Below are 20854 nucleotides of genomic sequence, written 5' to 3'. Positions count from 1 at the left end.
CTGCGCGAAGTGCGCAGCGCCGAGGACGAGGCGGACGAGCGCAAGCGGGCGAGGGACCGCTGCCCGGCCGCCGATACTGCCCCCGGTATTGGCGCCGAGACCGACATGCCGATGGTGCGCCGGATGCGGATATTCGCCATCGACCCCACCGCCCGCTCCGATCGCGGTGGGGTCGTCACCGTGTCCGAGCCTTACGAGCCGCTGAAGTTCTCAGGCGACGGCAAGAACCTGCGCGGCCGCCGCTTCGCCGTCACGTTGCCGGTCTGGTCGGAGGACAAGCCGCAGTGGCGCTCGGTGCGGACGATCATCGACGCGATGAAGCCCAACAGCATCGTCACGATCGCCGATGCGGGCTATCCGCCTTCGCTGAGCGATCCGCGTTTCATCGCGCAGATGGTCTATGCCACCGCCTCGCAGCTTTACGGCACCTTCCGCAAGGCGCTGGGGCGCGAGATCGTGCTCGGCCTCATGCACGATCCGGCGACCGGCGAATGGTCGCGCGCGGATCGCTTCCACCTCGCGCCGTGGGAGGTCGAGGAGGCGCAGGCGTGGTTCGACCCGGCGCGCGCCTGCGTGGTCTTCGGCTACTACAAGGCGCGCAGCGACACGGTGGGCTATCCCCCGGCAGCCGGGTGTTCACCGCGCTGTCGCACGACGTTATCGTCCACGAGATGACGCACGCCCTGCTGGACGCGGTGAAGCCCGAGTTCATGACCGCCACCCACCGCGACGTGCTCGCCTTCCACGAGGCTTTCGCCGACCTCGCGGCGATCTTCCAGCGCTACTCCTACGGCGAACTCGTCGCCGCCCAGATCACCGAGGCGCGCGGCGACATAGAGCGGCTGGGCGTGCTCGGATCGCTGGCGCGCACGTTCTCCGAGACAGCGGGCGGCGGCGCGACGCTGCGCCCGCTGATCGGCGACCTGCTCTACGACAGCCCGGAGATCGGCGACGAGCCGCACCAGCTCGGCAACGTGCTGGTGCAGGCAGTCTACCGCGCCTTCCAGAAAGTCGCGAGCGCGCGGATCGAGGGGCTGATCGCCATCGCCACCAACGGCAGCGGCATCCTCCCGCGCGGCGCCCTGTCGCCCGCGCTGGCGCAGGAGATCGCCGCGCGGCTGGGCAAGACGGCGCAGATGTTCCAGTCGATGCTGATCCGCGCGCTGGACTATGCGCCGCCGTTCGGCATCACCTTCTTCACCTTCCTGCGCGCGGTGATCTCGGCCGACATGCGCCTCGTGCCGGTGGACGACGAGAACATCCGCGTTGCGTGGATGGAAGCGTTCCGGCACCACCGCATCTTCCCGAGCGACGGGCTGCATTATGCCGAGGAGCAGCTGGCCTGGCCCTTGCCGGAGGATGTGGCGGCCTTCGATCTCGCCATGCTGAGCTTCGCGCAGACCGCGTTCCAGGGCAATCCGGGCGACCTGCTGTCGCTCGACATCGCCGCGATTCAGGCGGCGCGCGTCGCCGCGCATATGAACGGCGAGGAAGCGGCGGCGTGGCAGGCGCTGCTGGGCCTCGAAGGCGCGGGCAGCGAGACCCGCGCCGACATCGTCGGCTTGCGCAGCTTCGCAAGGCCCGGCCCCGGCGGCATGACCGAGTTCGGCACCGTACTCGAAGTCGTCTGCCGCAGCTTCACCGATCGGGACGCCAGCGGTTTCATGGGCGCCACCGGGGCCAGCTTGGTCTACGACAGCGCCGGGCGGCTCATGTCCTGCGCGATCGAGCCGCAGCAGGCGGGCGCCGTCACAGGCGGGGAGGTCGCCGCGAGGACATCGAGGGTTACGCCGTCAGCAAGGAAGGCGCGCGCAGCTGGCTGCTCAAGCAGGGCCGCTGGCAACTGCGCCCCGACGTCGCGCGGGGGCTGTGCATGCGCTGAGCGACCGCGCGTTGACGCGGCGCTCCTGCTGGGCGATGGCAGCGAAATGACGTCGGGGCGGGTTACATGAGAATCGTCATCATCGATGACAGCGGCCTTCGCGCGACCGTGCTCGAGGAGGGCCTGCGCGACGCGGGCTACGACGACATCCACATCGTCCCCCGCGCGGCGCGTTCGTGGCGCGGCTGGAGCGCATGGCGCCCGACGTCGTGCTCATGGACCTCGGCAGCCCCAGCCGCGATACGCTGGAGGAAATGCTCACCGTCAGCCGGGCGCTGGCGCGGCCGATCGCGATGTTCGTCGACCAGTCGGACGAGGCGATGATCGGCGCCGCCATCGACGCGGGCGTCTCCGCCTATGTCGTCGATGGCTTGCGCAAGGAGCGGGTGAAGCCGGTGCTGGAACTGGCGGTGCGCCGTTTCAACGCCTTCTCGCGCATGCAGACCGAGCTTGAGGAGGCGCGCACCGCGCTTGCCGACCGCAAGGTGATCGACCGCGCCAAGTCGATCCTGATGAACCAGCGCGCCTTGTCCGAACAGGACGCCTATGCGCTCCTGCGCTCCACCGCGATGAACCAGGGCAAGAAGATCGCCGAGGTCGCGCAGGCGCTGATTACCGCCAGCGACCTGCTGGGAGGGGTATAATGACGACCAATCTTCGCATCGCCTTCCTGCCGCTCAACGACGTCGCGGTGCTCGCCGCCGCCCGCGAACGCGGCTTTGCCGAGGAGGAGGGCCTCGCCCTCGACCTCGTGCGCACGACGAGCTGGGCGACCTTGCGCGACCGGCTGGTCTACGGACAAGTGCAGGCCGCGCACATGCTGGCGCCGCTGGCGGTCGCGGTGACGCTGGGCCTGAGCCAGCAGCCCGCCGCACTGGCGGCGCCGTTCAAGCTGGGCGTCAACGGCAACATGCTGGTCATGGCGAAGGACTTCGCCGCCGCCCTCGCACCCGATCCCGCCGCGCGGCTGGCCGACCCGCTGGGCACCGCGCATGACTTTGCCGCCGCCATCGGGCTGTGGCGCCGCAAGCCGATCATCGGCGTCGTCCACCGCTTTTCCAGCCATGCGCTGATGCTGCGGTACTGGCTGGCCAGCGCGGGCATCGATCCCGACCGCGACGTGGTGCTGCGCGTGCTGCCGCCCTCGCTGACGGTCGAGGCGATCCATGCCGGCGAGATCGACGGTTTCATCGCGGGCGAGCCCTGGGGCAGCGCCGCGATCGAGTCCGGACGCGCGGAGGCGGTGGCGATCGGCCAGCGCATCTGGCAGCGCGGGGTGGAGAAAGTGCTGGCCTTCCGCGAGCCATGGCTTGAGGAGAACCCCGAGACCACCGACCGCCTGCTGCGCGCGCTCGCCCGCGCCGCCGTCTGGTGCGACGAGCCGGACAACCGCGAGATACTGGCCGATATTCTCGCCGACCCGCGCTATGTCGGGCAGCCTTCCGACCTGATCCTGCGCACGCTGAGCGGCACGATCGTCCCCAGGGCGGGCGATGCGGCGGTGTCCTGCCCCGACTTCGTGCTGTTCTCCCGCGAGGCGACGCCGTTTCCGTGGCGCAGCCAGGCGCTGTGGATCTATTCGCAGCTGGTGCGCTGGAACATGGTGGAGCCTTCCGCCGAAACAGAGGCGCGAGCGGCGGCGGTGTTCCGGCCTGACGTCTACCGCCGCGCGCTTGCGGGCAGCGACCTGCCGATGCCAGGGGCGAGCATGAAGCTGGAAGGGGCGGTGGGTGCGCCGCTGGGCGTGGGTTCGCGCAAGGGCGACCTGCTGCTGGGGCCTGACCGGTTCTTCGACGGCCGCGTGTTCGACCCGGAGCGGATCGAGGACTACCTTGCCGGTTTTGCCCGCTAGAATGCGGTGTCAATGGGTTGACCCACCCCTCGTCATTGCGAGCGCAGCGAAGCAATCCAGGGCAGTGTTACGCACCCTGGATTGCTTCGCTGCGCTCGCAATGACGATCGAGGGTAGGGCTGGCCTTTCCGGGATTTTGCAGCATTGAAAATACCAGTGCGCTGAAAACGCGCATAATTTTACGTCTTGCCAGATCTGCGGAATCGCGTGACTATATAGGGGTCTCGCGATGAAGCGCGACCACACCGGATAGGCTGTCCCAAAGGCGGGACGCCATCCTCACCGAAATTCGCAGCAAAGCCGCTGACCGGGCTCACCGCAAGGGTGACGTCCGGCCTGCGGCTTTTTTCGTGTCCGCTTTCATGATTTATGGGGGACGTACCATGGCAACCGCATTCTTCCGACCTGACGAAGACAATGACGTGCTTGCGCCCGCGCAGAAGCCCGCCGTCGGCTTCTGGAAGGCCGGCCACACGCCGACTCTGATCGCAGCTTTCCTCTATTTCGACCTCGCCTTCATGGTCTGGGTCCTGCTCGGCCCGCTGGCGCCGGAGATTTCGAAGACTCTCGGGCTCACGCCCGCGCAGAAGGGCCTGATGGTGGCGCTTCCCACGCTGGCGGGCGCTCTCCTGCGCGTCGTCAACGGGCTGCTGGTCGATCGTATCGGGCCGAAGCGCTCGGGCGCGATCAATCAGGTCATCGTCATCACCGGGCTGTTCTTCGCCTGGTCGATGGGCGTCACCAGCTTTGGCGGCACGCTGGCGCTGGGCGTGATCCTGGGCTTTGCGGGGGCGAGCTTCGCGATCGCACTGCCGCTCGCCAGCCGCTGGTATCCGGCCGAGCATCAGGGCAAGGCGATGGGCCTGGCGGGCATGGGCAATTCGGGCACCGTCTTCGCCGCGCTCTTCGCGCCGACGCTGGCGAAGATGTTCGGCTGGAACGCGGTGCTGGGCCTTGCCTGCATCCCGCTGACCGTGGTGCTGTGCATCTATCTCGCGCTCGCCAAGGACGCACCGAACCAGCCCGCGCCGCGCAAGCTGGTGGACTATGCGGCGCTGCTCAAGCAGGCGGACGCATGGTGGCTGATGGCCTTCTACGCCGTGACTTTCGGCGGTTTCGTGGGGCTCGCCGCGTCGCTGCCGATCTACTTCACCGACCAGTTCGGTCTCAGCACCGTCGTCGCCGGATATTGCACGGCGGGCTGCGTCTTCGCCGGATCGCTGGTCCGTCCGATGGGCGGCGCGCTGGCCGACAAGATCGGCGGCGTGAAGGCGCTGATGATGGTCTATGCGGTTGCCGCCATCGCGCTTGTCGGCGTGTCGCAGGCGCCGAGCCTGATCGCGGCGCTCGGGCTTTTCGTGGTGGCGATGCTGGCGCTCGGCACCGGCAACGGGTCGGTGTTCCAGCTGGTCCCGCAGCGTTTCCAGGCCGAGATCGGCGTGATGACCGGCCTCGTCGGCATGGCGGGCGGTGTCGGCGGGTTCTACCTCGCCAGCTCGCTCGGCCTTGCCAAGCAGTTCACCGGCAGCTTCGCGCCGGGCTTCCTGATCTTTGCCGGCCTTGCGGTCGTGGCTCTCGCCTCGGTGGCGAGCGTCAAGGGCCGCTGGCGCGCGACCTGGAAAACCGGCGCGCGCATCTGAGCCGACAACCGGGGCGGCGGCACCCCAGCGCCGCCGCCCCACTTCCTTTCGTCCTGAGGGGGACGCTTTCACCATGAAAAACATAACAAAAGCGGCGGCCGTGCTGGTCGTCGGCGGGGTCGCTTGCGCGGGATCGGCGCAGGCCCAGGACATCACCGTCAAGCCGGTCGCCGAGGCGCGGGTGCGCTACGAGCATGTCGATCAGGACGGCATCGCCGCCAAGGCCGATGCGCTGACCTTGCGGGTACGCGGCGGCGCGCAGGCCACCAGCGGGGCGCTGAGCGCCACCGTGGTCGCGCAGGGCAACCTCGCCGTGGTCGACGACTACTACGATGGCGTGAACGGCGCGGCCACGCGGCCGCTTGTGGCCGATCCGCAGAACATCGCGCTCTACATCGCGCAGTTGCAGTACAAGGCGAAAGGCGTGACGCTGACCGCCGGGCGCCAGAAGATCGCTCTGGACGACGAGCGCTTCGTCGGCAACGTCGCCTTCCGCGACAATGCGCAGACCTTCGACGCGGTGCGGGCCGAGGTCACCCCGGTCAAGGGCCTGAAACTGGACCTCGCTTATGCCTGGAGCGTGCGCACGATCTGGGGCATCGACGGCAACGCCGCGCGCCAGCAGGCGGTGGGCGGGGACAATCTGCTCGCCAACCTCTCGTGGGAGACACCGCTTGGGGTGCTGACGGGGTTCGCCTACCTCGTCGATCAGGATGAGGCGGCGGTGCAGGCGTTTCGCCTCTCCAGCCAGACATATGGTGCCCGTTTCGCGGGGACTCATGCGTTCGGCAAGGCGGTGAAACTGGCGTATCAGGCGAGTTACGCGCGCCAGTCGGACTGGCACCGCAATCCCAGCGACTACAGCGCCGAATACTGGCTGGCCGACGCGACGCTCGACGTGAAGGGTTGGAAGGCCAATGCCGGTTACGAAGTGCTTGGCTCCGACAAGGGCGCGGCGCTGACCAGCTTCCAGACGCCGCTGGGCACCAACTTCAAGTTCCAGGGCTGGGCGGACAAGTTCCTGACCACCCCCGCGAACGGCGTGCGCGATCTCTATGTCGGCGGCGGGTATGGCACGAAGCAGATCGGCGCATTGTCCGCCGTCACCCTGCAGGCGACTTGGCATCGCTTCGACAGCGACCGGCTGGACCAGCACTACGGCAACGAAATCAATCTCCTGGCCTCGGCAAAACTGCGCAAGACGACGATCGCGCTGCGCTATGCCCACTATGACGCGAAGACCTTCGCGACCGATACCGACAAGGTCTGGGTCCAGTTCGACTGGGCGATTTGACAGGTTCGTTACGGAATCGCTTGAGCCTTCGGGCGATTCCATTTATGTTGCAGTGCAAAGGGCAGCGTTGTCCTTCCTACATCGCCGAAATGTCCCACTGACGGGGCACGTAGGCACCGAATGATGGCAAGGCCGCCATCCTGACTTCCGGTTTCGAACCGGGGGTCTGGATGGCGGCCTTTTCTCGTTTTCAACTCCCTTTCCCATGACATTGCCGGAGTTTCGAACATGGACTTTCAGGACGGGATCGAACCCAATTCCGACTACGACGACGCGCTGAACGTCCCGTCGGACGATGTGCGCGAGCATCTGGTCGTCGTCGGCAACGGCATGGCGGGCTGCCGCGCGGTCGAGGAACTGCTGGCGCGCGATGCGGACCGCTACCGTGTGACGATCTTCGGCGCAGAGCCGCATGTGAACTACAACCGCATCATGCTTTCGCCGGTGCTGGCGGGTGAGAAGACCTTCGACCAGATCGTCATCAATACCCGCGAGTGGTACGACGAGAACGGCATCGACCTCATCACCGCCGACCCCGTCACCGCGATCGACCGCGCGGCGAAAACCGTCACCTCGCGCTCGGGCCGCACGGTGCATTACGACCGCCTACTGATCGCGACCGGCTCCGATCCGTTCATCATTCCGGTGCCCGGCAAGGATCTGCCCGGCGTGATCTCGTTCCGCGACATGAACGACGTCGATACGATGCTGGCGGCTGCCGAAGCCGGAAAAGCGCAAGGCGGCGGCTCGGCCGTGGTCATCGGCGGCGGCCTGCTGGGCCTCGAGGCGGCGCATGGTCTGACCCTGCGCGGCATGAAGGTCACCGTCATCCACCTCATGTCCACGCTGATGGAGCGCCAGCTGGACGAGGCCGCGGGCTGGCTGCTCAAGTCCGCGCTGGAAGGTCGCGGCCAGACCATCCTGACGGGCGCCGACACCGCCGAAATCTATGGCGAGGGCAAAGTCGAGGGCGTGCGCCTCAAGGACGGGCGCGAGATTCCGGCCAGCCTCGTCGTCATGGCCGTGGGCATCCGTCCCGCCACCGCGCTGGCGCGCGAGGCGGGGCTGGACGTCGGGCGCGGCATCAAGGTCGACGACCACATGGTCACCAGCGACCCCTCGGTGCTCGCGGTCGGCGAATGCGTGGAGCATGACGGCAACGTCTACGGCCTCGTCGCGCCGCTGTGGGACATGTGCCGCAGCCTCGCCGACGGGCTGACCGACCGCCACACCGGCTATCGCGGCTCAGTCACCTCGACCAAGCTGAAAGTCGCCGGGCTCGACGTGTTCTCGGCCGGCGACTTCTCGGGCGGCGAGGGATGCGAGGACATCGTGCTGCGCGATGCCGCGCGCGGGGTCTACAAGCGCGTCGTGGTGAAGGAAGACAAGGTCGTCGGCGCCGTACTCTACGGCGATACGGCGGACGGTGGTTGGTACTTCGACCTGCTGAAGAAGGGCGAGGACGTCTCCGAGGTCCGCGACCTGCTGATTTTCGGCCAGGCCTTCGCCTCGGGAGGAGGCGCGCTGGACCCTAAGGCGGCCGTTGCGGCGCTCTCGGACGATGCCGAGATCTGCGGCTGCAACGGCGTCTCCAAGGGCCAGGTCGTCGGTTGCATCGAGGCGGGTGCCTGCAGCCTCGATGCGGTGCGCGCTACCTGCAAGGCCTCGGCCAGCTGCGGGCAGTGCACCGGCCTTGTCGAGAGCCTGCTGGCGCTGACGCTGGGCGAAGAGGTCGAGGCAGGGCCGAAGACATTGTGCAAGTGCACCAGCTTCACTCACGACGACGTGCGCCGCGAGATCGTGGCGCAGGACATGCGCTCGATCCCCGAAGTGATGCAGAAGCTGCACTGGGCGACGCCGGATGGTTGTTCTTCCTGCCGCCCGGCGCTCAACTATTACCTGCTCTGCGCGCTGCCCGGCGAATACGTGGACGACCAGCAGAGCCGCTTCGTCAACGAGCGTATGCACGCCAACATCCAGAAGGACGGCACCTATTCGGTGGTCCCGCGCATGTGGGGCGGCCTCACCAACCCGCGCGAGTTGCGGGCCATCGCCGACGTGGTCGAGAAGTACGATGCGCCGATGGTGAAGGTGACCGGCGGTCAGCGCCTCGACATCTTCGGCATCAAGAAGGAGGATTTGCCCGCCGTCTGGGCCGATCTCAACGCCGCCGGGATGGTCTCGGGCCATGCCTACGGCAAGTCCCTGCGCACGGTGAAGACTTGCGTGGGTTCGGAATGGTGCCGCTTCGGCACGCAGGATTCGACCGGCCTCGGCGTCAAGACCGAGCGGATGACCTGGGGTAGTTGGATGCCGCACAAGTTCAAGATCGCGGTTTCCGGGTGCCCGCGCAACTGCGCCGAGGCGACGATCAAGGACTTCGGGATCGTCTGCGTGGATTCCGGCTACGAACTGAGCGTGGGCGGAAACGGCGGCATCAAGGTGCGCGCCACCGACTTCCTGTGCAAGGTCGCGACCGAGGAGGAGGCGCTCGAATATTGCGCCGCCTTCATCCAGGTCTACCGTGAGGAGGCGCGCTATCTGGAACGCACCGCACCGTGGATCGAGCGCGTCGGCGTCGACTACGTGAAGTCCCGCGTGGTCGAGGACGAGGCGGGCCGCAAGGCGCTCGCCGCGCGGTTCCTCTATTCGCAGAGCTTCAGCCAGGACGATCCGTGGGCCGAACGCGCCTCGGGCGATCGCACCGACCTGCACCAGCACCTCGAACCCCAAGCCCTCGAAGCGGCGGAGTGACACCCATGACCGACTGGATCGATATCGGAACACTGAGCGACATCCCCCAGCGCGGCGCGCGCACCGTGCGGTTCGAGGGGGAGCCGGAGATCGCCGTGTTCCGCACCGGCGACGACAAGGTCTTCGCGCTCGTCAACGAATGCCCGCACAAGAAGGGGCCGCTCAGCCAGGGCATCGTCCATGGCCACGCGGTCGCCTGTCCGCTGCACAACTGGAACATCGCGCTGGCGAGCGGCGAGGCGCAAGGGGCGGACAGCGGCTGCACCCCGACCATCGCCGTGCGTGAGGAGAACGGGCGCATCCTGCTGGCCCGACCCGAAACCCAGAGCCCCGAAGTGATGAGGGACGCGGCCTGATGCGCGAGGCGGTCCGCACGACCTGCGCCTATTGCGGCGTCGGCTGCGGCATCTCGGCCTCCCCACGGGTGCGCGCGAGGTGACGATCCGGGGGATGAGGCACACCCGGCGAATGCGGGGCGCCTCTGCTCCAAGGGCACGCATCTGGGCGAGACGGTCGGACTGACCGGCCGCCTGCTCCACCCGATGATCGGCGACAGGCGCGTACGCTGGGACAAGGCGCTGGACCTCGTCGCCAAGCGCTTTCGCGACACCATCGCGCGTCATGGCCCGGACAGCGTGGCGTTCTATGTCTCCGGCCAGCTGCTGACCGAGGACTACTACGTCGCCAACAAGCTGATGAAGGGCTTCATCGGTTCGGCCAACATCGACACCAATTCGCGCCTGTGCATGTCGAGCGCGGTGGCCGGCCACACCCGCGCTTTCGGCGAGGACGTGGTGCCCGCCGGCTACGAGGATCTGGACAAGGCCGACCTCGTCGTGCTGGTCGGCTCGAACACGGCATGGTGCCATCCGATCGTCTATCAGCGCATCCAGGCGGCTCGTGCAGAGCGGGGCACGAAGCTGATCGTCATCGACCCGCGCCGTACCGAGACGTGCGAGGGCGCCGACCTCCACCTGCCGCTGCGCCCCGGCAGCGACGTTGCGCTGATGAACGGGCTGCTGGCATGGCTCGCCGAGCAGGGCATGGTCGACAAGGCGTTCATGACTGCCCACGTCGATGTGCCCGAGGGTTTCTGGGAGCACCTCGCCACTGGCCATGACGTGTGGACCACCGCGAAGACCTGCGACCTCGACCCCGCGCTGCTGTTGCGGTTCTACGAGATGTTCGCCGCGAACCCGCGCACGGTCACGATGTTCAGCCAGGGAATCAACCAGTCGATCCGCGGCACCGATCAGGTCAACGCGATCATCAACGTCCACCTCGCGACGGGGCGGATCGGCCAGCCGGGCGCGGCGCCGTTTTCGATCACCGGCCAGCCCAATGCGATGGGCGGGCGCGAGGTCGGCGGGCTCGCCTCGACGCTGGCTGCGCACATGGACTTCGCGGCCGAGAACGTCGCGCGCGTCGGCCGCTTCTGGGCCGCACCGACGATGGCGACGAAGCCGGGTCTCAAGGCGGTGGACCTGTTTCGCGCCATCGGCGAGGGGCGCATCAAGGCGCTGTGGGTCATGGCGACCAACCCCTCCGTCTCGCTGCCCGACGCGGGCAACGTGCGCGCCGCGCTGGAGAAGTGCCCCTTCGTCGTCGTCTCCGACGTTATCGCCAACACCGACACCACCGCCTATGCCGACGTTCGCCTCCCCGCCGCCGCATGGGGCGAGAAGGACGGCACCGTCACCAATTCGGAGCGCACCGTCAGCCGCCAGCGTCCGTTCATGGACCTGCCCGGAGAGGCCAAGCCGGACTGGTGGATCGTCAAGGAAGTGGGCCGCCGAATGGGCTGGGGGAGCGCCTTCGCCTATGACACCCCCGCCGACATCTGGCGTGAACATGCGCGCCTCACGGCCTATCAGAATGATGGCGCGCGCGTCCTGAACCTTGCCGCCCACGCCGCGATCGGCAACCTTGCCTATGACGCGATGGAGCCGTTCCGCTGGGGCGACATACCGTTCGCCGACGGCCGCTTCCCGACGCCGAGCGGACGCGCGCGGATGGTCAAGGTCGGGCAGATGGACCTTCAGGCCCCGCTCGCCGACTGGCCGCTGACGCTCAACACCGGACGCTACCGCGACCAGTGGCACACGATGACGCGCACCGGGCTCGCCCCAAGCTGGCGCGCCACCGCGAGGAGCCGCTGGTCGAGGTCCACCCCGCCGATGCCGCCGCGCAGGACCTGAAGGACGGCGATCTCGCCCGCGTTTCGACCCCGCAGGGCAACAGCACTTTTCGCGTGCTGCTCAGCGACGGCCAGCGTCCGGGCGAGATCTTCACGCCGATCCACTGGACCGACCAGATCTCCACCGGCGGCCGCACCGGCCTGCTGCCGCGCCCGCTGGTCGATCCACACTCCGGCCAGCCCGGTTTCAAGTCCACCCCCGCCGCGCTCGCCAAAGTCGAGACCGAATGGAAGGGCTTCCTCATCCTGCGCGGCGATGAACCCGCCCGCGTGCCCTGCCTGTGGGCGACGCGCGTGGCGGTGCCCGGCGGCGCGCTCTACGAGATCGCGGGCAATGGCGATGCCGCGCGCATCGAAGCCTGCCTGCCCAAGGGCGAGCGCATCGAGGCCATCGACCATACCCGGGGCTCGCGCCGCATCGCGGTGATCGTCGAGGGCAGGCTGGCAGGCGTGCTTTTCGTCACCCGCACCGGCCTGCTGCCTTCGCGCGACTGGCTGATCGGGCAGCTCGCGGCGGGCGACGTGGGCGCCACCGTGCTCGCCGCGCGCGGCCCCGGCAGCCAGCCGGACAAGGGCGCGACCGTCTGCGTCTGCTTCGACATCGGCCTCAACCAGATCGTCGCCGCCATCCGCGAACAGGCGCTGGTGGACGTTCCCGCCATCGGCAAGGCGCTGGGCGCGGGCACCAATTGCGGATCGTGCCGCCCCGCGCTCGCCAAGATTCTCACCCAGACCCACGAGGAGGTTCTCGATGCAGCCGAATGAACTGATCGCCGCCGGTGAAGTCTGGCTGGTCGGCGCCGGACCGGGCGACCCGGACCTGCTGACGCGCAAGGCGGAACGTCTGATCCGGGCCGCCGATGTGGTGTTCTACGATGCTCTCGTCGGCCCCGGCGTGCTGGAGCTGATCCCGGCCGGGACTGAAGCGATCAGCGTCGGCAAGCGCTCTGGCCGCCACAGCAAGGTGCAGGGTTCGATCAACGACCTGCTGCTGGACGCGGCACTGCAGGGCAGGCGCGTGGTGCGCCTCAAGGGCGGCGATCCATCCGTTTTCGGCCGTTCTGCCGAGGAGATGGACCACCTTGCCGCGGCGGGAGTGCCGGTACGCGTGTGCCCCGGCGTCACCACCGCCAGCGCGGCGGCGGCGAGCGCCAATGCCTCGCTGACGCTGCGTGGGCGGGCGCGCGGGATCACGCTGGTCACGGCGCATCTCAAGGCCGGGGAGCCGCTGCGGCTCGACTGGACGGCGCTGGCGCAGGCAGGCGGGACGGTCGGTGTCTACATGGGCCGCGCGGCGGCGGGAGAAATCGCTCGCTCGCTCATCGCGGCGGGGCGCGATCCCGATACGCCGGTGATGGTCGCGGTAAACGTTTCGTTGCCCGACGAGCGGCTGATCCGGGGCAAGCTCTCGGCGCTGTCCTTCCTCGTCGCGACGATCAGCGACGACGATCCGACGCTGCTGCTGATCGGAGAGGCGGTTGGCGCGCGCAACCTTCAGGCCGATGCGCGGACGCTGCTGCCCGAGGAAACCCCTGAAGCAGCGCCCGCAGCGGCCTAAGCCACCTGCATCTGCTGGTCCCGCGACACGGCCGTGGCGACGGCGAGGTCGCCGACCACGTTGACCATCGTGCGGAACATGTCGAGCAGCCGGTCCACGCCGACGACGAGGCCGATGCCCTCGGGCGGCAAGCCGGTCAGCGCGAGCACGGCCGCCACCGTGGGCAGGGAGCCGGCAGGCACGCCGATCGTGCCCATTCCCGCCACGGCGGCCACTGCCAGCACGATGCCCTGCCGGCCGAGCGAGAGGTCCATGCCGAAGAACTGGGCGATGAACAGCACGGTGACGGCGGTGTAGATCGCGGTGCCGCCCTGATTGGCGATGGTGCCGACGCCCAGCACCAACCGGGCCACGCGCGGGGGCAGGCGCAGGTCCAGTTCGGCCGAACGCAGCGCGCTGGGCAACGTGGCGTTGGAGGAGGAGGTGCAGAAGGCGATGACGGCGGGCTCCTGCACGCCGCGCAGGAACGCCGCCGGGGTCACGCCGCCGCGCATCCACACGACCGCGAAGAAGGTCAGCACCACCTGCAGCATCAGCGCCGCGACCACCACGCCGACATAGGCGCTGAGGTAGAGCAGCAAGTGCCAGCCGAACACCAGCGTCAGGTCGAACATGAAGGCGGCGACCGCGACCGGCGCCAGCCGTGCGACATAACCGAGCACATGCATCCCGGCATCGAACACCCGCTCGCTGGTGGCGAGCACGTGGCCGCTGCGGCGCGTGCGCAGGAAAGTCAGGGTCATGCCGACGAGCACCGAGGCGATGATGACGATCATGATCGGCCGTTCCACGGCGGCGTAGGAGAACAGCGCGCCGAAGCCTCTCGGCGGTGCGGAAGAGTGACCCGACGCGAGGAGTTGCTGGCCGATCTCGGCGGGCACCACGTCGCCGGGGCGGAACAGGTTGACCATGGCCAGCCCGATCAGGGCCGCCGCGACCGAGGCCGCCAGCATGTGCGCCAGCGTGGAGAGCAGCAGTCGCCGCATTCCCGCCATGTTGCGCACCCGCGCGATGCCGCTGACGATGGCCGACACCAGCAGCGGCACGATCAGCAGGAACAGCGCGAAGAGGAACGCCTGCTCCACCGGCTTCACTACCCAGCGCATCAGCAACGTGGTGGCGGGCGAATCGCTGGCGAACAGCCCGGCCAGGGTTCCACCGCCCATGCCGAGCAGGAAACCCGCCAGCAGCCTCACCTGCAGGTGAGGGCGCAGGCGCCTGCGCGCATGGTCGGCGGAAGGGGAAGAGGTGGGGGGACAGTCTCGATCATCGCAGTGACCGAACGAAAGGATTTGCGGACATCGGTGATCCTGTTGCCGTGCCCGAAGGCACCTGGCTCATGATGAGGGTTCTGCCGCGAGAACCCTGTCAGCAAGCTGTCGCGAGCGCGAATTGTTGCGCCTCCGATTGGGTTTCGATGATGTGCTCGTCGCTCCGGTCATCAGGGCTCGGCGGCGCGGCGAAGTCGATGCTGGCGAGCACGCCACGACCATCCGTGCCGGGCTCCAGCCGGACCTCGGCGGCCATGCGTTCGGCCAGCGCGCGGACGATCGACAAACCCAGGCCGCTGCCGCCAGCACCGCTTTCGCTGCGGGCGCGGTAGAACCGCTCGAACACCCGCTCGCGGTCCTGCGGGGCGATGCCGGGGCCGTCGTCCTCCACTTCGATGCGCGCACGTCCGGCGCGGTGCAGCACGCGCACGGTGACGGCGCCGCCGGGGCGGTTGTAGCGCACCGCGTTGTCGAACAGGTTGCCGATCATCTCGGCAGCCAGGATCGGGTGGCCGCTGGCGAGGAGAGCGCCGTGATCCGGGGCCTCGAAGCCGATGTCGAGGCCGTCCGATCCCGGCTGGTCGATGCGCGAGGCGACGAGGTCGGCGGCGACGGCGGCAAGGTCGAAGGTGGCGTCCTCGGCTATGCCCTGCTCCTCGGTCCGGGCGAGTGCGATCAGTTGCAGCAGCAGCCGTTCGAGCGAGAGCACCGCGTTGCCGATGTCTTCCAGCGCCGCCGTGCCGCGCGGGGAGGCGGGGCCGTAGCGCTCCAGCACGTCGAGATGGACGCGCACCACGGCGAGCGGCGTGCGCATCTGGTGCGAGGCATTGGCGGTGAACTGCTTGAGCGAATCCACCGCACGCTCGGTGCGGGCGAGCAGGGCATTGAACGATCCGGCCAGCAGCCGCGCCTCGCGCGGGGCGTCCTCCTCCAGCGCGAGGCGGAACTGCGGCGGCGGTTCGCGGCGGGCAGTCTCGATCTGGCCGGTGAGCGAGGCAAAGGGCCTGAGGCCCCAGGTGATCGCCCAGTAGAACAGCAGCACCGCCGTCATCGCGATCAGCACGCCCGCGCCCAGCACGCGCAGGAAGTAGGTCTGCTGGTAGGCCCAGCGATCATCCACGAAGTCGGCCACCTGCACAACCACCGCGTGGCCGTTGCGGTGGAGACGGCGGATCTCGGTGGCGATGCGCACCGGCTTGCCGCCCAGCGTGCCGTCGCGCAAGTACCCGGGCTGGATCACGCCGTCGGCATCGCGCGGGTCGACGTAGCCGCCGGTCAGCGGAGTATTGCGGTAGGTGCGCGGGAAGCTGGCGGCGGGCAGGCGCTGCGTGGCGCGGCCGGTGCGCGTGTCGTACAGCGGCGGCGGGACGAGGCCGCGCTCGCCCGCGATCAGCTCCGTGCCGTCCCAGATGCTGTAGTGCGTGACGGGCGCGGAACGGCGCTGGAGCAGATGGACGGCCAGCGGCAGCACCTTGTCGCGCACGGCGTCCTCGGTATCGGCGGCGCGGCTGAGCAGGCGCACCGAACCGACGAGGATGCGGTCGGAGGTCGCCGCGCCGGAGCGCTGGATCATCCAGCAGGTGATGCCGCCGAAGGTCACCGCCAGCGCCAGCAGCGGCACCATCACCGCAGCGGTCAGGCGCGATCGCAGAGAGGCCATCAGGTCTCCAGCATGTAGCCGAGGCCCCGGATGGTGCGGATCGTCGGCCCGTCCGGCATCAGCTTGCGGCGCAGGCGACCGACGTAGACTTCCAGCGCATTGGGGGCGACGGCGTCGGCGAAGTTGAACACCTCGGAATTGAGGCGCTGCTTGGTCACGACTTTGCCGGGGCGGCCCATCAGCGTCTCCAGCACCGCCATTTCCCGGCGCCGCAAGTCGAGGACCGAGCGCTTGAGTTCGACGACGCGGGTGGAGCGGTCGAGGCTGAGGTCGCCGACGCGCAGCACCGGATCGGCAGTGCCCTGGCTGCGCCGGATCAGCGCGCGCAGCCGCGATTCCAGCTCGCGCGGGTGGAAGGGCTTGGAGAGGTAGTCGTCGCCCCCCGGTCGAGCCCGGCGATACGGTCGGACACCGCATCGCGCGCGGTCAGGATCAGCACCGGCGTCGAGTCGCCGCCCCTGCGCAGCGTTTGGAGAACTTCCAGCCCGTCGATGTCCGGCAGCCCGAGATCGAGGATCACGGCATTGTAGGTTTCGGCCGCGAGAACGTCGAGCGCCTCCTCGCCGGTCCCGACGACGTCGACGACGAAGCCGCCCGCGCTCATCGAGGCTTCCATGCCGCGCGCCAGGCGCTCGTCGTCTTCCACGATCAGTATCCGCAACAACTCACTCCCTCACACGAGTTGCGGCATCCTCTTTCCCTGTCCGGGCACTCGTCAGGCGCCCTGAGGTGCCTTTGAGTGCCTTTGTGTGTCGTTGAGTGCCGGCCCTGTCCCGGCGCAATTTCATGCCGTTTGATTCGGCAGTCTGTGAATGGAACCTGTCATCAACCTGTCGCGCCGGGCAAGATTCTTTTGGAAAAGGGCGTGGCAGTGACAGCTTCGTGACAGGTGAAGGCCCGCAGCTTTCGTGTGTCGGGAGGGGAAACCTCGACAACGAACCGGGTCCAATCCGCAGCGCGCAGGAGATCGCCAAGGCATCGGCGGCATCGCGGGCGGAGCATGGGCCGGCTGCAACAGGGGGCAATCATGGCCACTCACTACGGTCGCGCTGCATTCTTGATTTCCGTATCCTTGTTCGCTCTGCCGCTGGGGGCGCAGGCACAGGAAACGGTTCCGCAACAGGCGGTTAGCGAGGGCGTAGGCGACATCGTCGTCACCGCCCTGCGCCGCGCCACCCGCGTCCAGGACACCCCTGTCGCGATCACCGCGCTGTCGGAGAAGTCCCTCCAGAACCTCGGCGCCACGGGTATCGCCGACGTCGTGCGGCAGGTGCCGGGGCTCAACCTGATCGCCGGTGAATCGGGCCGCACCCGCATCTCCATCCGCGGCATCCAGACTGCGGGCGAAAGCACCGTGGGCCTGTACTACGGCGAGACGCCGCTGACGGGTCCGTCGGGCACCAGCTCCGATCCTTCGGGCGTGACGCCCAACCTCAACCTCTTCGATGTCGAGCGGGTGGAAGTTCTGCGCGGGCCGCAGGGCACGCTTTACGGCTCGGGCTCGATGGGCGGCACCCTGCGCGTGATCTTCAAGAAGCCGGACCTCACCAAGTACGAGGGCGCGACCGAATTCGGCGGCGAGGCGGTGGAGCACGGCGAGTTCGGCTATTCGCTGAAGGGCGCGGTCAACGTGCCGATCATTTCCGACATGCTGGCCGCGCGCCTCGTGCTCTATCGCCAGCAGAACCCCGGCTATGTGGACGATCCGACGATCGGCAAGGAGAATCTCAACCGCTCGACCCTCGAAGGCGCGCGTTTCCAGCTGGGGTTCCAGCCGACCGATACGCTCAGCATGAACTTCATGACGATCGTGCAGACCCAGAAGTTCGACGGCACCTCGCAGTGGGCGCCTTCGGTGGGCGAGTTCGTGTCCGAGCAGAAAGTCGCCTCGCCGGCCTACGACAAGCTGCAGCTCTATGCGCTGGAGACGAAGTGGGAGACCGACATCGGCACGCTGGCGCTGAACAATTCGTACTACCGCTGGGACGTGCGGCAGACCAACGACAACTCGGACAACTACGCCAGCATCGCGGCGTCCAATCGCTATTGCGGGCTATTCCAGAATACCTACGGCGGCTCGCTGCTGCAGGGCACGAGCGCCGGAGCGACGACCAGTTCGAGCACCTGCGCGACCGGCGCGGGGGCTGACCTCCGCGCAGTTGCGGGCGGATTACCAGAACTGGGCCGCAGGGCAGCAGCCGATCGGCAACTACCAGCCGCGCTTCGTGCGCAACTACGTCAACGAACTTCGCCTCAGCTCGAACGGCAAGGGGCCGCTGACCTACACCTTCGGCCTGTTCCGCGAGGACCGCGACGACCGCGTCGATACGCTCGTCTTCGCGGGCATTCCCGCCACTGGCGAGCCGCAGCAGCCGACCGTCGATCTCGGCTCGCGCTATGTCACCGACGTGGTCAAGCAGACCGCGGTATACGGCGAGATCAGCTATCATCTCTTCGAGCCGCTGACGCTGACGGCGGGCCTGCGCTACTACGACTACAAGAAGACCGTGGGCGGCGAGAACCTGGGCTACAACTACTTCAACGGGCAGGTTCCCAGCGCCTATGCCGAGGTGTCCGCCAATGCGAACGGGCTGATCCAGAAGTACAATCTGGACCTCAAGATCACCCCGGACGTGATGTTCTACGCCACTGCATCGCAGGGCTTCCGCCCCGGCGGCGCGAACCTGACGCCGGGTATTCCGGAATCGGCGCAGACTTACGCGGCGGACTCGCTGTGGAACTACGAGGCGGGCTTCAAGACGCAGTGGTTCGACCGCAAGCTGACCTTCAACATCGACGCCTATCGCATCGACTGGAACAACCTGCAGACCTCGGTTCGCGCGACGTACGGCAACTTCTCGTATATCGGCAACGTCGGCTCGGCGCGGATCGAGGGCGTCGAGGTCGAGGCCAGCGCGGCGCCGGTTTCGGGGCTCAACCTCAACGCGAGCTTCCATTACGTGAAGCCGCGCCTGACCGCCGATCAGGTCAGCGCCGAGGTCACGGCATCGGGCCTCAAGGGCGACATCCTGCCGCTGATCCCGCGCACCACCGCGAGCGCCGGGGCCGAATACACCTTCCCGGCCTTCAACGACTTCGAGGGGCTTCTGCGCGCGGACTGGACCTACACCGGCAAGATGACCTCGCAGATCCGGCCGACCAACAGCCTCTACCGCGAGTTTGGCAAATACTCGATGGTGAACCTGCGCGCCGGTGTGCAGAACGACCGGATGGGTGTGTTCCTCTACGTGCGCAACCTGTTCAACAAGATCGGCGTGAACTCGATCTCGAGCGCTGCGGGCGTGCCGGACTACTGGGCGACGACTGCCCCGCGCACGCTGGGCGCAACGATCTACAGCAATTTCTAAATCAGGGGATTTGACGATGCGTATCACACTGCTGGCCGCAACCGCCGCGATGGCGCTGGCCGCTCCGGGCGCGCAGGCCGCTACCGCCGAAGACAAGGCCGCCGCCACGCTGCTGGGCGGGGCGAAGTTCGCCAAGGCCAAGGCGTCGCTCAAGGGCGATTACGACAAGATCATCCAGGACATCATCACCCTGACCGAGATCGAGGCCCCGCCGTTCAAGGAAGACGCCCGCGGCGCCGCCTACATGGCGATGCTCAAGGCCGAAGGGCTCACCGACGTCGAGCGTGACGAAGTCGGCAACGTCATGGGGCTACGCAAGGGCACCGGAGGCGGTCCCCTGATCGTCGTCACCGCGCACCTCGACACGGTGTTTCCCGGCGGCACCAACGTGAAGGTGCGGCGCGAGGGCAATGGGCTCTACGCGCCGGGTATCGGCGACGATACCTCCAGCCTGCCGGTGCTGCTCGCCTTCATCCGCGCGATGAACCGGGCGGGCTACACCACCAAGGCCGACATCCTGTTCATGGGCAATGTTGGCGAGGAAGGCCCCGGCGACCTGCGCGGTTCGCGCTACCTGTTCCAGAAGGGCAAGTACAAGGACGCGATCAAGTACTTCATCTCGTTCGAGCCGGGCGAGTCGGGCCGCGTGACCAATGCCGGCACCGGATCGCGCCGCTACAAGGTGACGTTCAACGGCCCCGGCGGTCACTCGATGGGTGACTTCGGCATCGTCAGCCCCGCCTTCGCCATGGCCAATGCCATGGTCGAGTTCGGCAAGATCAAGGCGCCCGTAACGCCCAAGACGGTCTACAACGTCGGCATCCTGGAGGGCGGTACTTCGGTGAACTCGATCCCGTTCTCCACCGCGATGACCATCGACATGCGTTCCAACGGCAAGCCGGAACTGGACGCGGAAGAGAAGCAGTTCCTCGCCCTGCTGCAGCCTGCGGTGGATGCGGAGAACGCCGCGCGCTCGACCGCCAAGGGCAAGATCTCCTACGACGCCAAGCTGATCGGCGACCGTCCGGTCGGCACCACCCCGCTCGATGCGCGCATCGTCAGGGTCGCCACCGCCGTCGCCAAGGGATCGGGCGTGGAGCCGAAGTACGGCGCCGGGTCCACCGACAGCAACATCCCGATGAGCATGGGCGTCGAGGCCGTCACCCTAGGCTCCGGGTTCGACACTTTCCGCGCGCACTCGCTGGAAGAGGGTATGAAGATGAACCCGCCCGAGGACCTCAAGAACATGGCGGTCGGCCTGGCAACGGTCCTGACCCTCGCCGAAGCACGCTGACCCATCCTGACGGGGCGGGCCTCTCCAGCGGTCCGCCCCGGCTTTTTACCGTCTCTCATCCCCCGCCCGTCCGTTCCGCGCCGC

At 67.9% G+C, this 20854-nt stretch carries 12 protein-coding genes and 4 pseudogenes; 13 read left to right on the top strand and 3 right to left on the bottom strand.

The window, feature by feature from the left end:
* Positions 1-9: 9 nt before the first annotated feature.
* The 10 genes and pseudogenes from KZO24_RS10655 to cobA all read left to right on the top strand — a co-directional run bounded on the left by KZO24_RS10655 (position 10) and on the right by cobA (position 13177).
* Entirely contained in the window at positions 10-675 is a 666-nt protein-coding gene (locus tag KZO24_RS10655) for a hypothetical protein (protein WP_486486147.1), read from the top strand.
* On the top strand, positions 633-1952 hold the full coding sequence (locus KZO24_RS10650) for a gluzincin family metallopeptidase (RefSeq protein WP_486486146.1): 1320 nt from the start codon (positions 633-635) through the stop codon (positions 1950-1952). Before KZO24_RS10655 ends, KZO24_RS10650 begins: the two co-directional genes overlap by 43 nt.
* A pseudogene (locus KZO24_RS10645) lies at positions 1949-2526 on the top strand (ANTAR domain-containing response regulator). Before KZO24_RS10650 ends, KZO24_RS10645 begins: the two are co-directional and overlap by 4 nt.
* Positions 2526-3734: an ABC transporter substrate-binding protein gene (locus tag KZO24_RS10640; RefSeq protein ID WP_271181886.1), complete on the top strand. Its 1209-nt coding sequence runs from the start codon at positions 2526-2528 to the stop codon at positions 3732-3734. Before KZO24_RS10645 ends, KZO24_RS10640 begins: the two are co-directional and overlap by 1 nt.
* Positions 3735-4117: 383 nt before the next feature.
* Entirely contained in the window at positions 4118-5374 is a 1257-nt protein-coding gene (locus tag KZO24_RS10635; protein WP_036525175.1) for a nitrate/nitrite transporter, read from the top strand.
* A 73-nt stretch (positions 5375-5447) separates the two neighbouring features.
* Positions 5448-6668: a hypothetical protein gene (locus KZO24_RS10630; RefSeq protein WP_271181885.1), complete on the top strand. Its 1221-nt coding sequence runs from the start codon at positions 5448-5450 to the stop codon at positions 6666-6668.
* A 228-nt stretch (positions 6669-6896) separates the two neighbouring features.
* The gene (nirB, locus tag KZO24_RS10625) at positions 6897-9422 is read left to right on the top strand and encodes a nitrite reductase large subunit NirB (protein ID WP_271181884.1); all 2526 of its coding nucleotides are present in this window, start codon (positions 6897-6899) and stop codon (positions 9420-9422) included.
* Between the two features lie 5 nt (positions 9423-9427).
* Positions 9428-9778, top strand: a complete 351-nt coding sequence (gene nirD / locus KZO24_RS10620) for a nitrite reductase small subunit NirD (RefSeq protein ID WP_271181883.1) — start codon at positions 9428-9430, stop codon at positions 9776-9778.
* Positions 9778-12384, top strand: a pseudogene (locus KZO24_RS10615) (molybdopterin-dependent oxidoreductase). Before nirD ends, KZO24_RS10615 begins: the two are co-directional and overlap by 1 nt.
* Positions 12371-13177, top strand: coding sequence for a uroporphyrinogen-III C-methyltransferase (gene cobA / locus KZO24_RS10610; RefSeq protein ID WP_271181881.1), 807 nt, complete (start codon positions 12371-12373; stop codon positions 13175-13177). The pseudogene KZO24_RS10615 and the gene cobA overlap by 14 nt, the downstream one beginning before the upstream one ends.
* On the opposite strand, the gene KZO24_RS10605 is transcribed toward cobA, so the two are convergent.
* The 3 genes and pseudogenes from KZO24_RS10605 to KZO24_RS10595 all read right to left on the bottom strand — a co-directional run bounded on the left by KZO24_RS10605 (position 13174) and on the right by KZO24_RS10595 (position 16769).
* Entirely contained in the window at positions 13174-14373 is a 1200-nt protein-coding gene (locus tag KZO24_RS10605) for a dicarboxylate/amino acid:cation symporter (RefSeq protein ID WP_271181880.1), read from the bottom strand. The genes cobA and KZO24_RS10605 overlap by 4 nt on opposite strands.
* Before the next feature lie 172 nt (positions 14374-14545).
* Positions 14546-16108, bottom strand: a complete 1563-nt coding sequence (locus KZO24_RS10600; RefSeq protein WP_271181879.1) for a sensor histidine kinase — start codon at positions 16106-16108, stop codon at positions 14546-14548.
* Positions 16108-16769 (bottom strand): annotated as a pseudogene (locus KZO24_RS10595) (response regulator). The gene KZO24_RS10600 and the pseudogene KZO24_RS10595 overlap by 1 nt, the downstream one beginning before the upstream one ends.
* Positions 16770-17108: 339 nt before the next feature.
* Between KZO24_RS10595 and KZO24_RS10590 the strand changes: the two are divergent.
* From KZO24_RS10590 to KZO24_RS10580, 3 genes and pseudogenes are all read left to right on the top strand, one after another.
* Positions 17109-17564, top strand: a pseudogene (locus tag KZO24_RS10590) (TonB-dependent receptor plug domain-containing protein); the annotation flags it as partial.
* 703 nt (positions 17565-18267) lie between these two features.
* Positions 18268-19476, top strand: coding sequence for a TonB-dependent receptor (locus KZO24_RS10585; RefSeq protein ID WP_486486145.1), 1209 nt, complete (start codon positions 18268-18270; stop codon positions 19474-19476).
* Positions 19477-19492: 16 nt separating this feature from the next.
* Positions 19493-20770 carry a M20/M25/M40 family metallo-hydrolase gene (locus KZO24_RS10580; RefSeq protein ID WP_271181876.1) on the top strand — a complete coding sequence of 426 codons (1278 nt, stop codon included), beginning with the start codon at positions 19493-19495 and terminating at the stop codon, positions 20768-20770.
* Positions 20771-20854 lie beyond the last annotated feature (84 nt).

It is taken from the genome of Novosphingobium sp. NFX11 (assembly GCF_057376415.1).
Note: the sequence above shows the minus strand (reverse complement) of the source record. Positions and strands in the feature narration are given on the sequence as shown.

Excerpts from the sequence above, each read along its gene's own strand:
- nirD (WP_271181883.1), top strand. The coding sequence starts at position 9,428 with ATGACCGACTGGATCGATATCGGAACACTGAGCGACATCCCCCAGCGC.
- KZO24_RS10630 (WP_271181885.1), top strand. The coding sequence starts at position 5,448 with ATGAAAAACATAACAAAAGCGGCGGCCGTGCTGGTCGTCGGCGGGGTC.
- KZO24_RS10635 (WP_036525175.1), top strand. The coding sequence starts at position 4,118 with ATGGCAACCGCATTCTTCCGACCTGACGAAGACAATGACGTGCTTGCG.
- KZO24_RS10580 (WP_271181876.1), top strand. The coding sequence starts at position 19,493 with ATGCGTATCACACTGCTGGCCGCAACCGCCGCGATGGCGCTGGCCGCT.
- nirB (WP_271181884.1), top strand. The coding sequence starts at position 6,897 with ATGGACTTTCAGGACGGGATCGAACCCAATTCCGACTACGACGACGCG.
- KZO24_RS10600 (WP_271181879.1), bottom strand. The coding sequence starts at position 16,108 with ATGGCCTCTCTGCGATCGCGCCTGACCGCTGCGGTGATGGTGCCGCTG.
- KZO24_RS10640 (WP_271181886.1), top strand. The coding sequence starts at position 2,526 with ATGACGACCAATCTTCGCATCGCCTTCCTGCCGCTCAACGACGTCGCG.
- cobA (WP_271181881.1), top strand. The coding sequence starts at position 12,371 with ATGCAGCCGAATGAACTGATCGCCGCCGGTGAAGTCTGGCTGGTCGGC.